This window comes from Paenibacillus sp. VMFN-D1 (assembly GCF_003386155.1).
Taxonomy (GTDB): domain Bacteria; phylum Bacillota; class Bacilli; order Paenibacillales; family Paenibacillaceae; genus Paenibacillus_AQ; species Paenibacillus_AQ favisporus.
In genome coordinates this window covers 142,629-155,104 of sequence record NZ_QRDU01000002.1, presented here as the reverse complement: position 1 = coordinate 155,104, position 12,476 = coordinate 142,629, and the positions used below count along the sequence as shown (strand labels likewise).

Sequence of the window (12,476 nt, the reverse complement as noted above, 5' to 3'; positions counted from 1 at the left end):
ATGAAAAAACAGAAAAAATGGACGATCCTGGCCAGCCTCGGTCTGGCCGGCGCACTGATGCTGTCCGCCTGCGGCCAAAACGGCTCCGGGGGTTCGGCAAGCGGAGAAGGCAGCGCTGATTCCTTCGGTAAACAGGTCAACTACGAAATTATCGGCATCGACCCCGGTGCCGGGATCATGAAGGCGACCAACAAAGCCATCGAAGAATACGGCCTGTCCGACTGGAAGCTGATTGAAGGCTCCGGTGCGGCGATGACTGCGACGCTGGCCAAAGACATTAAGGCCAAAAAGCCGATCGTCATTACCGGATGGACACCGCACTGGATGTTCTCCAAATATGATTTGAAGTACCTGGATGATCCGAAGAAAGTATACGGTGAAGCCGAGGAAATCCATACGATCGCCCGCAAGGGTCTGGAGCAGGATGAGCCGACCGCTCACGCATTCCTGGACCGGTTTGAATGGTCCTCCGATGAAATGGGCGAGATCATGACGGCGATCCAGGATGGCAAGAAGCCGGAAGAGGCCGCCAAGGCATGGGCTGACAGCCACGCCGACCGGGTCAATGAATGGATCAAAGACCTGAAGCCTGTTAACGGCAACCCGCTGAAGCTGAGCTACGTAGCCTGGGATTCGGAAATTGCCAGCACCAACCTGCTGCAGTACATCCTCCAGGAGAAACTGGGCTACAAGGTAACCGCCCTGCAGGTTGAGGCAGGACCGATGTGGACCGGCGTCGCCAACGGGGACGTAGACGCATCGGCCGCAGCCTGGCTGCCGCTGACCCACGCCGATTACCTCGCCAAATTCAAGGATCAGATCGATGATCTGGGCGCTAATATGACCGGCGTCAAAACCGGATTGGTCGTGCCGTCCTACGTTGACATTCAGTCCATCGAAGACCTGAAGAAATAATTCAATTCATTCTCTATAGGTTCATATAAAAAAGGGCTGGGCCCCGGTAGATTGTTCTACCTGGGAACCCAGCCCTTTTTTTGCTGGAAAAGAAATCGGGTCCGTCATCCAGACACCGAACCGGTGCTTCTATAGAATGGCTTTGTTGCGAGCCTCTCCACCCTGACGGTTACTCTTCTTCAGCAGCCCGCTTCTTCTCCGAACGGTCGTCGATCGTCACGGTCACCGGAGAATATTCGGCCGTCACGACCTGCCCATGAACGGACACGCTGCCTTCCGGCGAGATGTCCTTCTCGGTCATGATGCCGAGCGCGATCGTAAACTCGTTGAACTTGATCGGGATGTTCTTCTCCCGGCGGATTTCCGTGCCGTTCAAATAGAACACAGCCTCGTCGTTTCCGCGGTCATACGTAATTTTGTAGGTGTTGAATTCACGTGGCTTAAAGTTGGTGTCTTCTTTAAAGATGCAGAAGTACCGGGTTTTGTCCGATGGCGGAACCTCTACCCCCGGGAAAGGAAGAACAGCATACACGCTGGCATATTTGTCGTTGCCGGCAAAGAAATCCAGCGCCGCTCCGGTCGTGAAATCCAGCAGGTTAAGCGATACGTAACCATCGTACAGATCATTCGGCACGGTATTAACCGAGCGGGCGCGGATCTGCAGTTCGAAGTCGACCACTCCGTGCTCCGGTACTTTGACCGTTTCCACTGAATAATACATATGCTTCGCGTTGTCCAAAATTTGAATCTGGTCGTTTTGCCGGCTCAATGGAGCACGGACGTACAGAATGCCGTTGCGGACAATGACTACCGCGTCAGGCTCCCGGTATTCCCAGAACGTACCGTCCGGCAGCGGAAAGCCGCCGATTTTCCAAACCTCGCCCTCCGACAGAATCGTATGAAAATCCCCAAAAACGCGTTGATGTACCATGTAGCATCGAACTTCCTTTCTCGCTTAAGTCAATATGGCCGTAAGTTCAGATCAAGCCTTGTATCAGCAAACATATAATCATAATGATCCCGCTCCGCTGGGTCGATTTCACCGAAGCTCCCATCAGCGGAATATAGGCATGGCTGTTATTATGAGACTTCAGCTTGCCGTACACCTGGTACAGCGGAATCATGCCCGGCAGGGCCAGCAGTCCGTACACCGGAAGCGCCCCGGCAATGACGCTGACCACGAGCATCAGCGCGGACAGAAACAGCAGAAACCGGGAGAAGCCAAGCGCTCTTTGCTCGCCCCACACGACGACCAGCGTACGTTTGCCGGCCTGGCGGTCCGCCTGCCAGTGTAAAAAGTGATGGTTGAACAGAATCAGCGTAGTTAACAGGCCGATCGGCAGGGACAGGAGCAGCGCCCGCAGGTCCAAATGCGAGGTTTGCACATAATAGGCCCCCATGACCGGAAGAACGCCGAACGACAGCAGGATTGCGACTTCCGAGTAGCCTTTGCCCCGGTATCCGAACTTCAGTGGCGGCGCCACATAGAAGTATGCGATCAAGCCGCCGAGTGCGCCGAAAATGAAAGCCCACGGCCCTGAGAATACGGCCAATATAATTCCGCAAGCCGCGGCAACGCCAAACAGCGCCCAAGTGACCGCCGCAAACTTGCGAATGCTCCATACGCCGCCCGTCAAAAAGCCCGAGTTCGTGGAGACCGCATCCACGGCCTCTTTGGCAGCCGTATCGGTCCCGCTCTTGTAATCCCACAGGTCGTTCACCATGTTGGAGAACAGGTGGGCCGCCGCCGCGCCGACGAGCGTAATCAGAAACAGCCAGACGTTAAAAACGCCGTTCCATACAAAAGCCCCCAACGCTCCCAGCGCGACCGGAATCAGCATGACCGGTACAACTCCGAAGCGTGAGGCTTTCATGAACTGTTTGAGCATGAACCATGCTCCCTTCCTTATAATGTACCCATGAAAAATGGGTTCGTATAATTTTCGGGCGAAAACGCCGTATTGCCAAACAAATGATATTTTTCACAAACTTTCCCATGATGGATATCGTTAACGACAACATACAGGAAAGCAGGTTTGTATCATCCTTCACAAGGATATCACACTTTCGCGGATGTTGTCACCGGAATGTATAAATCAGGAAGATTCCACGCGGTGTCAGGTTCCAGCTCAAGCCAAAAAAGCCACGGCCCTCTTTCCCGCTGCCCTTCGAATGAAGAATGCAGCGTTCCGGGTGTGCCATGGCTTGTTTCAGATTGACGAAAATCAACTGGCAGATTGTCTTAGAAGCGCCTGCCAGGATCCGCAGGCCGTACCGACCTGCCTGACCTAATTCCTATTGCTCTGTGCTGACCTGCCACGTGATGCCGAACTTGTCCCGGACCATGCCGAAGGCCGGGCTCCAGAAGGTCTGCTGCAATTCCATCAGCACCTGTCCCCCATCCGACAATCCGGCGAAGACCGATTGGAGACGCTCGCTGTTATTCGATGTAATGGCGATGCTCAACTGATCCCCAAGCTGATAAGGATTTCCCGGAAACGTATCGGAGAAGAGCAGCGTGTTGCCGTCAAATTCAAGTGCGGCGTGCAGTACGCGATCCTTGGCTTCATCCGGCAGCGGATGATCCGGATCCGGCATATCGCTGAAGCGGGACAATCCCAGGTTCTTGGCCTGAAGCACTTTTTCATAAAATGCAACGGCCTCGGCACAATTGCCATTCATTACAATGTAAGGCGATATCTTTACACTCATTCGGGTAGTCCTCCTTTATCATATGGGACATGCACAATCCATTATATCCCACGCCTCAGCGATTGATAATGGACATGCTGAAAAAAGGAGCCCGCCTACGAGCAGCCGTCCTCTTCAATCACCCGGCGGCCTTTGATATACAGCCGATTCCAATACGGATCCGAGAGCTCCGTGACCACGACGCCACCCGCTTTGCAGGAATGAAGGAACCGGCCGCCGCCAAGATAAATGCCGACATGGCCGATTCGTTCCAGCCCTTTTTTATGCGTTCGGGAGTGGACGGAAAAGAACAGCAGATCGCCCCGCTGCAGGTTCTTTCTGGCCACGTCATATCCCAGGAGGCTTTGCTGTCTGGACGTACGCGGCAGCAGCAGACCGTTTCTGGCAAAAATAAATTGCATGAACGAGCTGCAATCAAACGCGTCGATGGACCAGGGCACCGCACCGAACCGGTATGGAGTCCGGTAGAATGCCATACCGTCCTGGATGATCTGTTCGATGAGCTCCGCTCTGGAGCATCCGGACGTATCCCGCGACCATGGAGGTGCCGCCGGAATAACGACCGCTTGCGTATGAGCCAGATAAGCCGCGTATTGGAACGGCACCCGGATGCTTTTCAAATAGAGTTCGAGGTCACGCTCCGTTCGCATGAACGGCTTGCCCGGCTTATGGTTCACTTCCAGAATATAGAGGGACCGATCCTCGCCTATGGCCAAATCGACGCCCAATTCGGCAAAGCTCCGGTTGTAATATAGCTCCAGCTGCTCTGCGACCCGCCGTGACAGGTCCCCAACCTGTTCGTACAGCCTCTTCGCTTCCTCCTCCCCAAATCTTTTGACCAAAAAGGAATACCCCTCCAACGTTTGCCCGCCGTGTTCCGGATGCGTCGTCAGACGGCTTGTCTGTCCTACATGGACGACGAGCCCGGTAAAGCTCCAGCTGCCCAGCCCATCTTTCTGAATCAGCGCACGGCAGTCCCAGGGGTTTCGGCTGTTCACGCGCAAATCGAGCGCCGGCTGCATCATATAACCTTTGGCGGCCAGCTGATCTAAATATCTCCCTGCCGCTTCCACCTTGATGCCGCGGCATACGCCCCCGTCTTCCTCAATAATCAGCATGTCCTTGCGAAGACTGATCCGTTTGATCCCGGTACCCGATTCTCCGCTGACCGGTTTCAGCATGAGCGCTTTGTGCTGCTCCAGCATGGAAATCCCGTCGGCCGCCCGAATCAGCAGCTCCGTCTCCACCAAATGCTCCGCGATTTCAGGGGACGCCTTCAGTCCCTGATAGACGGCCCATTTATTGCCAAGCCAGTCCCCAACAAAGGGCAGCCGGCTGAAGGATTTGATTTCTTCCGCTTGCTGGTAACCGCGGATTGTCCTGTAATGGCCTATATCATAAATGAGATCCGGAAATCCCTGTACCGTACGCACCCATTTATGCTTTTGATAAGTGTAACCGGTAATTTTTCGCCGGGCCAGGTTCACATCTTCAGGTGCAAAAAGAATCAACCGTTTGAAACCTGCCTCATTCGCTGCCTCAACATAGGGAAGAAAATGGGACCTTCCGGCCGTCTTGGCAGACATTAGGCCGAGCGTGGTGTTCATACCCATCCCCTGCCTGAGTTTCCGATGCCAAAAGTACGGGTCATCACTTCTGTATCATCCTCCTGGGGGTTTTCAATTCTACTCGTTCGTAACCAGCGTATGCCTTGGAGAGGATGGAAGTGCTTATCCCCTCCTTTAACGGCAAGAAGGGACGTCCGCTCCATAAGCGTCGTCCCTTTCTTTCGGGTGATAGCATTATTGTATGAATTGCCGTTCTCTCAGCCAGGTCGCACACAGGTCCGGCCATGCCTTGACGGCCTCTTCTTCCTCCGCAAGCCCAAGTCCGTGGCGTCCGGCCTCGAACACGTGCAGCGCATAAGGAATCTTCTCGCGGCTTAAAGCGAGGGCGAAGAGCAGGCTGTTCTCCGCAGGAACGGCCCCGTCATCGGCCGTATGCCAAATAAAGGCCGGCGGCGTATCCGGCGTGACCCGCGTCTCGTTGGACAAATACTGGACCAGTTCCGGGTCCGGCTCTTCCCCGAGCAGCGAATACTTGCTGCCTTCATGAGTATATGGCCCGAAGCTGATGACCGGATAGCACAGCACCTGCAGGTCGGGACGGCTGCTCTCGCGCTCGACCGGATCTTCCGCATCCGACTGGCCTGCATCAAAATGGGTACCGGCAGTGGACGCCAAGTGTCCACCGGCGGAAAAGCCCAAAATGCCTACCCGCGCCGGATCGATGTTCCAATCGGCCGCGAGGCTTCGCACCGTGCGGATCGCCCGCTGGGCGTCTCCCAGCGGAACCGGGTGGCGGTTCGGCGACACGCGGTAGTTCAGGACCACCGCCGACACCCCGATGCTGTTCAGCCACAAGGCGATCGGTTCGCCTTCATGGTCTGCGCGCATGACGTATCCGCCTCCCGGACATACCACCATCATCGGGAAAGGGCCCTCTCCTTCAAGCAGGTAAGGCGTTATGCTGGGGCAGCCCTCGTTCTCCGGCCCGCTTTGTCCCAGCGGAACATCCTCCCATAATGGTATGCGCTGCTTGCTGTCAGGCAGCCTGCTTGCTGCTGTGCTCATTCGATCGTCCCCTTGTCATATGGTTTTGTCCACCATTTTACAATGGGAGCATACATAATTAAAGGGCTTACACTCAATTTAGCCGAAAAGTCAGCGCGAAAGCCCCTAGTTCTTCAGCAGCTTGAAATACAATCCGCCAACGACGCTCCGTGCTGAAAATTCATCTGCCGGTCGGTTTCGGTATCGTACCAGTTGTTCATCGGAACGCGGTCCGGCGCTCAAGATTATATCAAAAAAAATATACCGCGCTTCTCTTCGCAGGCCGGCTTCGTACATGAAACCGGAGGGAATTGTTCATAATGTAACGGTACTGCCCTACCTAAAACTAAGGAGAGAATGAAATCGATGGGTATTCTCGACGGAAATCCGAAACACCAACCGCTGCACTACGGCGAAGTCTTCAATGTATGGGAAGTTTCCATGATGGCTAAAGGACTCGTCTCCTGCTATCAGGTATATCTGAACCATGCCGGAGACAAAGACCTCAAACAAATTCTTGAGGACCTGATCGACCAAGCCAAGACCGAAATCAAGGAATGCGACAAGCTGCTGACTGACAACGGCGTCGTCCCGGCGCCGATTATGGCCGACAGACCGGCTGTCAATCTGGAAGACATACCGCCCGGGGCCCGCTTTATGGACCAGGAAATCGGCGCCAAGCTGGCAGCCGACTCCGCCGCGGGACTGGCCGCCTGCAGCGCGATTATGGGCATGTCCATCCGCGAGGATATCGGCGCATTATTCGCCAAATACCATACGACCAAGACCGCCCTCGGCGTGCGGATTTTGCGCATGAACAAGGAGAAGGGCTGGCTCGTTCCTCCACCGCTTCACGTTGAGCGTCCGGTTGAGGAAAAGGCATAACCCAGCCCCTCTGCCGATTACGGCGACTCCCGTTCACGCAGATCGGAATGTACGGCAAAAAGGCTTTCCCTTCGTCCCCACGGACGGCAGGAAAGCCTTTTTTGTGATATATCCCGTTTGACGTTATGACGCAGTTCTGACTCCGAAAAAAGTCCGGAGACTAGGAGAGCTTCACGAGATGGTATTTTTTCTTGCCTTTGCGGATGATGATAAACCGGCCCTCGATGGCGTGGTCCGCGCTTACTTCCAGCTCGGCATCGGTGACGCGCTCGCCGTTCATGGAGATGGCCCCCGAATTCAGATCCTCGCGCGCTTGGCGCTTGGACGGCTCGATGCCGACCTCGACGAGCCAGTCGATGATGTTCTTGGATTCCTTCGAAGCTTCAAACGTCGGCATTTCCTTGAAGCCCTGCTCGATTTCGTCCGCGGTGAGCGACTTGATGTCGCCGCTGAAGAGCGCAGCCGTGATCTTTTTAGCTTGGGCCAGCATTTCTTCGCCATGGACGAACCGGGTCATTTCCTCAGCCAACGTAATCTGTGCTTCGCGTTTGTGCGGCTCGGTCTGCACCTTTTCCGCCAAAGCGTCGATCGCTTCTTTGTCCAGGAAGGTGAAGTACTTGAGGTACTTGACGACGTCGCGGTCGTCCGTGTTCGCCCAGAACTGGTAAAACTCGTACGGCGTCGTTTTCTTCGGATCGAGCCAAATGGCGCCGCCGGCGGTTTTGCCGAATTTCGTGCCGTCCGCCTTCAGCATAAGCGGAATGGTCAGGCCGAATGCTTTCGCTTCCGGGCCTTCCTTTTTCCGGATCAAATCCAGGCCGCTCGTAATGTTGCCCCATTGGTCGGAGCCGCCGATCTGCAGTTGGACGTCCTCTTCCCGGTACAGATGCAGGAAGTCCATCGACTGCAGAATTTGGTAGGAAAATTCGGTGTAAGAAATGCCGGTTTCGAGCCGGTTGGCGACGATATCCTTGGCCAGCATCGTGTTAATGCTGAAATTTTTCCCGTAATCGCGGAGAAAATCAATGACGTTCAGCTGATGCGTCCAGTCGTAGTTATTCACCATGCGCAGCTGGTTGTCGCCTTCGGTTAGGAACAGCTTCTTCATTTGGGCGGTCAGGGCGTCCACGTTCGCCTGCACCTGTTCCATCGTCTGCAGCGTGCGTTCGGACTGGCGTCCGCTTGGGTCGCCGATCGTTCCGGTGGCGCCGCCGATCAGAATGACCGGCCGGTGTCCGGCCAGCTGGAACCGTTTCAGCATCATGAACGGGATCAGGTGCCCGATGTGCATGCTGTCCCCGGTCGGGTCGACGCCGCAGTACAGGGAGATCGATTTCTCCTCCGTCAATTGGCGGAGTCCCTCTGCGTCCGTCTGTTGGTTGATGGCCTCGCGCCACTCCAGTTCGTCAATAATGTTCATTTTCTTGTCCAGCTCCTTTGCTTGTTCATGATATATGGGGCTAAAAATCGGTTATACATGGATCGAGGCGGGCTTTTCCCGGATGCAAGGCTTCCTCATGAAGCCGGGAAACGCAAAAAATCGCCCCCCGGCCTGAAACAGACCTAAGGGACGATTGTAATAACCGTGTTACCACCCACATTGCGCAGGGCCGCCTCATTCAAGGCATGCTGCACCACTCGACGGCGCATATAACGTTGGCCATTCCGCTTGGCATTACCCAAGATACTCCAGAGTGTAATTCGTCAGGACCGTGTGCTGCCGGGTCGCATCGACCCCCGGCTTTCTGAGAACAGGGACTTCCCGCTACTTCGCTCTTTCCGCGTATATTCCGAATATTCAAATGGATAAGCAAAGTATATTGATTTCCTCCGGGGTTGTCAAATGCCAGGGTTTACCGGCTTTTCACCAGCAGCTCCACGGCTTCCTTCACCATTTTTCCGGTGTCCATGTTTCCAGCTGCCTGCTCTGCCAGGATACACTGCTGCAGGTTTTCCGCAACGATCTGGGCGATCGCCTTATCCGAGGCGTTGCGCACAGCGGACAATTGGGAGACGACCTCCTTGCATGATTTTCCTTCATCCATGAGGCGCAGCACGCCCCGGATCTGCCCTTCGATGCGGCGCAGACGTGTTTTCATTTCATCCGTGTAATTGTAATCCATGTCAGGATCCCACCTTTTCTAACGATATACCGGTATGGGTATATTATAGAGCAAAAAAAACAAAACTACACGGGTACGGGTCCCGCTGCCGCACTGAAATTTATTCCACCCGATCTTTCTCACAGCAGGGACGCCCATATTTTCACAGCCGTGAAGGCGATCAACACCACCAGCGCGTACCGCAAAAATGTCACGTTCATCCTGGAGCTGATTCTCGATCCGAGCGGAGCCCCGATCAGGCTGCCAAGGACGGTAAAGACGGTCGGCCCGAGCGGAATGCCCCCGCCCGCGATTTTGCCGATGACTCCGCCGACCGCCGAAATCAGCACGATGGCCAGCGAGGAAGCGATCGTCGTCCGGGTGGGAATGCGCAGCACTGTCAGCATGATCGGAATCAGAATAAATGATCCGCCCGCACCCACGATGCCAGAAACAGCACCGACCAGAAAAGCCGCCGTGACAGCCACGGTTTTGTTAAACGTTAGCGGTTCAGACCGGCTCTCCGTTCCCCGGTTCGGAATGAGCATGAGGACGACGGCAAGTACCGCCAAAATGCCGTAAATCACGTTGATAACCGTCCCGTCCATCGATCCGGAGGCCAGTCCGCCGAGCAGGCTGCCGGCCAGAATGCCTCCCCCCATATACATGACGAGGCCTTTGTGGACCGCCCCTCCTTTCGGTTCTGGCTTCGAACGGTACGCCATCACGCCGGCCAGTGAAGAGAAGAAAACCTGGAACATGCTGATCGCGGAAACCTCGTGTGCGGAGAACGACGGCAATCCCAGCATAGGCGGAACATACAGCAGCAGGGGGAAATTGATGATCGCCCCGCCGATGCCGAGCAGTCCGGAGAAGAACGATCCGACGAGACCCAGCAGCAGCATGACAGCGTAGAGCATCATATCCGCCATGTCGTCCTCCCTCCTTTCTCCTCCCTAAGCATCCTTAGTGATAACAGGCTGCCCGCGCATTTCGTACGCTGGTTACTTGTCATGAACCGCGCAGCGGTTCGGGCCGATCTCCATCTCGCGCTGTTCTTCTTCGGTCGGATGGATTTTGCCCATATTCGCCTGCCGGATATCCTGGTATGCATGAGGCTGTGGAGGGAGATTTTCCGTAACGGTGCGCCGGAACGATTCCTCGTCCTGTATGTTCAGCCCCGGATTGTGACGGAACAGGTCCGCCAGCCGGGCCATGACCTTCCCGTCCTCTCCAAGCTCGGAGATTTTGCCGAAATGCGCCGGCAGCACGATCAAGTCCTCGGACAGCCCTTTGTACCGGCTGTACAGCGTGCTCCGCAGGTCGTCCACCCAATCCTCCGCTTGGCCCGCCAGGTCTGGACGTCCGATGGATTCGACGAATAAAATATCGCCGGTCAGCAGATACTTCCCATCGATAATCAGCGACGTGCTTCCAATCGTATGGCCCGGAGAATACACCGGCTCGATTGCGATGGTGGTGCTTCCTACGTTAATTTCCCGGCCTTCCTCCAGACGCTCATAGGAAAAGGTAACTTCCTCCGCATCTTTCGGCGGCAGCCAGTAGATCGCTCCGGTGCGTTGGGCTAACGCTTTTCCGCCGGAAATGTGGTCGGCATGCAGGTGCGTGTCGAGCGTATGCTTGATCACCGCCCCCTGTTCGCCTGCAAAGCTTTCCAGGATGCCCGTCATGCGCGGCGTATCGATAACGGCAGCTTCGCCGCCGGAGACCACCATATAAGACAGGCAGCCTTTGCCGATCCGCACGAACTGATACAGCGCACCCCCGCCGTTCAATTCGGCGATCTGGACCGGTTCCAAATACTCGCTCCAGGATTTCATGCCGCCTTCCAGGTAGGACACGCCGGTTCTGCCCGCTTCAGCCAGCTGTTCAGCGACGAATTGGGAAGATCCCTCCTTGGCGCACACGACGAGAACCTCTTTGCCTTCAGGCAGCCGGGCAAGGGCGTCATCAACACCTTCCAGCAGATCGAAATACGGGATGTTGACGATCTCTATCCGCTCCCCTTCGATCTTCCAGTCATTAAAGTCAATCTCATTGCGCACGTCCAAAATCAACAGTTCTTCCTTGGCCAGAATCCGCCGTGTCAGCTCCTTGGCTGTCATCACGCCCGGATTCGCATTCACTGAAGCTGTCATATCAAAGATTCCTCCTTGTCAGAAAGATAAAGTGACGTTGGCATCCTTGGCAAAGTCGAGGAAGGTCACCGCTCCGCCGACTTCAATTCCGTCGATAAAGTCGTCCTTCGTCAAATTCATGACGTCCATCGTCATTTGGCAGCCGATCATCCGGACGCCAAGCTCCTGGGCCATTGCGACCAGTTCCGGAATGCCCGGAACGTTAGCTTTTTGAAAACCTTCGGCGAAATGCTCGCGTCCAGCTGGCAGCGGCAGCTGATGATGGGCCTGTTTGTGAATCAGATTCAATCCTTCGAATGTAAAGAAGATGGCTACCTCCGCCTCGGTGGCTGCGGCCGCCGTGGCAATGTTAAACACTTTATAGGCATCAAACAATCCGCCGTTGCTGGCGATAATCGCTACTTTTGTACTCATGGATCATACCTCCGTAAATTATTGAATTTGTTTTTGGTTTTGGTTTTATTGATTTTCAATCGGTCCCGTCCATGCGGACATGCCGGGCACGACGTTGCTTACATGCTGAAATCCATGCTCGGCAAGAAGGTGACATGCCAGATCGCTGCGCGATCCTGTGCGGCATACGACATGAATGCTGTGTTCAGGATCCAGCTCCGAAAGGCGATCCTCCAGGTCCCCCAGCGGAATGGATACCGCCCCGGGTATGTGGCCAAACGCATATTCTGCTGGCTCCCGCACGTCCAGAATGACTATGCCCTCGCTCGCTGCGAGCTTGCTTTGAAGCTCTTCATTGGAAGCGGTGTGCGGGTAATTCGCCGCTTCCTTCAGCTCTTCCGGCCGAGATTTGCGCAGATAATGCTTCAGCACTTCCCCTTCCTCAAGAGTTCCCAGGTACTGGTGACCTGTATTTTTGGCCCAGCCCTGCATATCCGCCAAAGACCCCAGGTCCGTGGCCAACACCTCGATGACCTGTCCCGCTTCAAGCTGATCCATCGCTTTTTTGGTTCGGACGATAGGCATCGGGCAGGACAAACCTTTGCAGTCCAAAGTGACATTTGCCGATATTTCCACCATGCTTGTAAACCTCCCTTATAAAGTAAGATCCGGATGTGTGTTGCTCATTGATCGAGGCG

Annotated in this window: 13 protein-coding genes; 2 read left to right on the top strand and 11 right to left on the bottom strand. The window is 55.2% G+C overall.

The window, feature by feature from the left end:
• Positions 1 to 915 carry a glycine betaine ABC transporter substrate-binding protein gene (locus tag C7820_RS15935; RefSeq protein WP_116231909.1) on the top strand — a complete coding sequence of 305 codons (915 nt, stop codon included), beginning with the start codon at positions 1 to 3 and terminating at the stop codon, positions 913 to 915.
• Positions 916 to 1,084: 169 nt separating this feature from the next.
• On the opposite strand, the gene C7820_RS15930 is transcribed toward C7820_RS15935, so the two are convergent.
• From C7820_RS15930 to C7820_RS15910, 5 genes are all read right to left on the bottom strand, one after another.
• Positions 1,085 to 1,846, bottom strand: coding sequence for a DUF6081 family protein (locus C7820_RS15930; protein ID WP_116231908.1), 762 nt, complete (start codon positions 1,844 to 1,846; stop codon positions 1,085 to 1,087).
• A 46-nt stretch (positions 1,847 to 1,892) separates the two neighbouring features.
• A complete protein-coding gene (locus tag C7820_RS15925) occupies positions 1,893 to 2,804 on the bottom strand; it encodes a prenyltransferase (protein WP_116231907.1) in 912 nt (303 codons plus the stop codon).
• A 406-nt stretch (positions 2,805 to 3,210) separates the two neighbouring features.
• Positions 3,211 to 3,627: a VOC family protein gene (locus C7820_RS15920; RefSeq protein ID WP_116231906.1), complete on the bottom strand. Its 417-nt coding sequence runs from the start codon at positions 3,625 to 3,627 to the stop codon at positions 3,211 to 3,213.
• A gap of 95 nt (positions 3,628 to 3,722) precedes the next feature.
• Positions 3,723 to 5,234, bottom strand: a complete 1,512-nt coding sequence (locus tag C7820_RS15915; RefSeq protein WP_181909082.1) for a YheC/YheD family protein — start codon at positions 5,232 to 5,234, stop codon at positions 3,723 to 3,725.
• A 195-nt stretch (positions 5,235 to 5,429) separates the two neighbouring features.
• A complete protein-coding gene (locus C7820_RS15910) occupies positions 5,430 to 6,260 on the bottom strand; it encodes an alpha/beta hydrolase (protein ID WP_116231904.1) in 831 nt (276 codons plus the stop codon).
• Between the two features lie 345 nt (positions 6,261 to 6,605).
• Between C7820_RS15910 and C7820_RS15905 the strand changes: the two genes are divergently transcribed.
• Positions 6,606 to 7,124: a DUF3231 family protein gene (locus C7820_RS15905; protein ID WP_116231903.1), complete on the top strand. Its 519-nt coding sequence runs from the start codon at positions 6,606 to 6,608 to the stop codon at positions 7,122 to 7,124.
• Positions 7,125 to 7,284: 160 nt separating this feature from the next.
• On the opposite strand, the gene tyrS is transcribed toward C7820_RS15905, so the two are convergent.
• From tyrS to C7820_RS15875, 6 genes are all read right to left on the bottom strand, one after another.
• A complete protein-coding gene (tyrS, locus tag C7820_RS15900; RefSeq protein WP_116231902.1) occupies positions 7,285 to 8,544 on the bottom strand; it encodes a tyrosine--tRNA ligase in 1,260 nt (419 codons plus the stop codon).
• A gap of 433 nt (positions 8,545 to 8,977) precedes the next feature.
• Positions 8,978 to 9,247, bottom strand: coding sequence for a metal-sensitive transcriptional regulator (locus C7820_RS15895; RefSeq protein WP_076174880.1), 270 nt, complete (start codon positions 9,245 to 9,247; stop codon positions 8,978 to 8,980).
• A gap of 119 nt (positions 9,248 to 9,366) precedes the next feature.
• Positions 9,367 to 10,158 carry a sulfite exporter TauE/SafE family protein gene (locus C7820_RS15890; protein WP_116231901.1) on the bottom strand — a complete coding sequence of 264 codons (792 nt, stop codon included), beginning with the start codon at positions 10,156 to 10,158 and terminating at the stop codon, positions 9,367 to 9,369.
• Between the two features lie 72 nt (positions 10,159 to 10,230).
• Positions 10,231 to 11,352: an MBL fold metallo-hydrolase gene (locus tag C7820_RS15885; RefSeq protein WP_397334198.1), complete on the bottom strand. Its 1,122-nt coding sequence runs from the start codon at positions 11,350 to 11,352 to the stop codon at positions 10,231 to 10,233.
• A 51-nt stretch (positions 11,353 to 11,403) separates the two neighbouring features.
• A complete protein-coding gene (locus C7820_RS15880) occupies positions 11,404 to 11,799 on the bottom strand; it encodes a DsrE/DsrF/DrsH-like family protein (protein ID WP_116231899.1) in 396 nt (131 codons plus the stop codon).
• 45 nt (positions 11,800 to 11,844) lie between these two features.
• On the bottom strand, positions 11,845 to 12,417 hold the full coding sequence (locus tag C7820_RS15875; RefSeq protein WP_116231898.1) for a sulfurtransferase TusA family protein: 573 nt from the start codon (positions 12,415 to 12,417) through the stop codon (positions 11,845 to 11,847).
• Positions 12,418 to 12,476 lie beyond the last annotated feature (59 nt).

Coding starts and splice junctions, on each gene's coding strand:
- C7820_RS15935 (WP_116231909.1), top strand. CDS start 1: ATGAAAAAACAGAAAAAATGGACGATCCTGGCCAGCCTCGGTCTGGCC.
- C7820_RS15895 (WP_076174880.1), bottom strand. CDS start 9,247: ATGGATTACAATTACACGGATGAAATGAAAACACGTCTGCGCCGCATC.
- C7820_RS15920 (WP_116231906.1), bottom strand. CDS start 3,627: ATGAGTGTAAAGATATCGCCTTACATTGTAATGAATGGCAATTGTGCC.
- C7820_RS15875 (WP_116231898.1), bottom strand. CDS start 12,417: ATGGTGGAAATATCGGCAAATGTCACTTTGGACTGCAAAGGTTTGTCC.
- C7820_RS15885 (WP_397334198.1), bottom strand. CDS start 11,352: ATGACAGCCAAGGAGCTGACACGGCGGATTCTGGCCAAGGAAGAACTG.
- C7820_RS15915 (WP_181909082.1), bottom strand. CDS start 5,234: ATGAACACCACGCTCGGCCTAATGTCTGCCAAGACGGCCGGAAGGTCC.
- tyrS (WP_116231902.1), bottom strand. CDS start 8,544: ATGAACATTATTGACGAACTGGAGTGGCGCGAGGCCATCAACCAACAG.
- C7820_RS15930 (WP_116231908.1), bottom strand. CDS start 1,846: ATGGTACATCAACGCGTTTTTGGGGATTTTCATACGATTCTGTCGGAG.
- C7820_RS15905 (WP_116231903.1), top strand. CDS start 6,606: ATGGGTATTCTCGACGGAAATCCGAAACACCAACCGCTGCACTACGGC.
- C7820_RS15925 (WP_116231907.1), bottom strand. CDS start 2,804: ATGCTCAAACAGTTCATGAAAGCCTCACGCTTCGGAGTTGTACCGGTC.
- C7820_RS15890 (WP_116231901.1), bottom strand. CDS start 10,158: ATGGCGGATATGATGCTCTACGCTGTCATGCTGCTGCTGGGTCTCGTC.
- C7820_RS15880 (WP_116231899.1), bottom strand. CDS start 11,799: ATGAGTACAAAAGTAGCGATTATCGCCAGCAACGGCGGATTGTTTGAT.
- C7820_RS15910 (WP_116231904.1), bottom strand. CDS start 6,260: ATGAGCACAGCAGCAAGCAGGCTGCCTGACAGCAAGCAGCGCATACCA.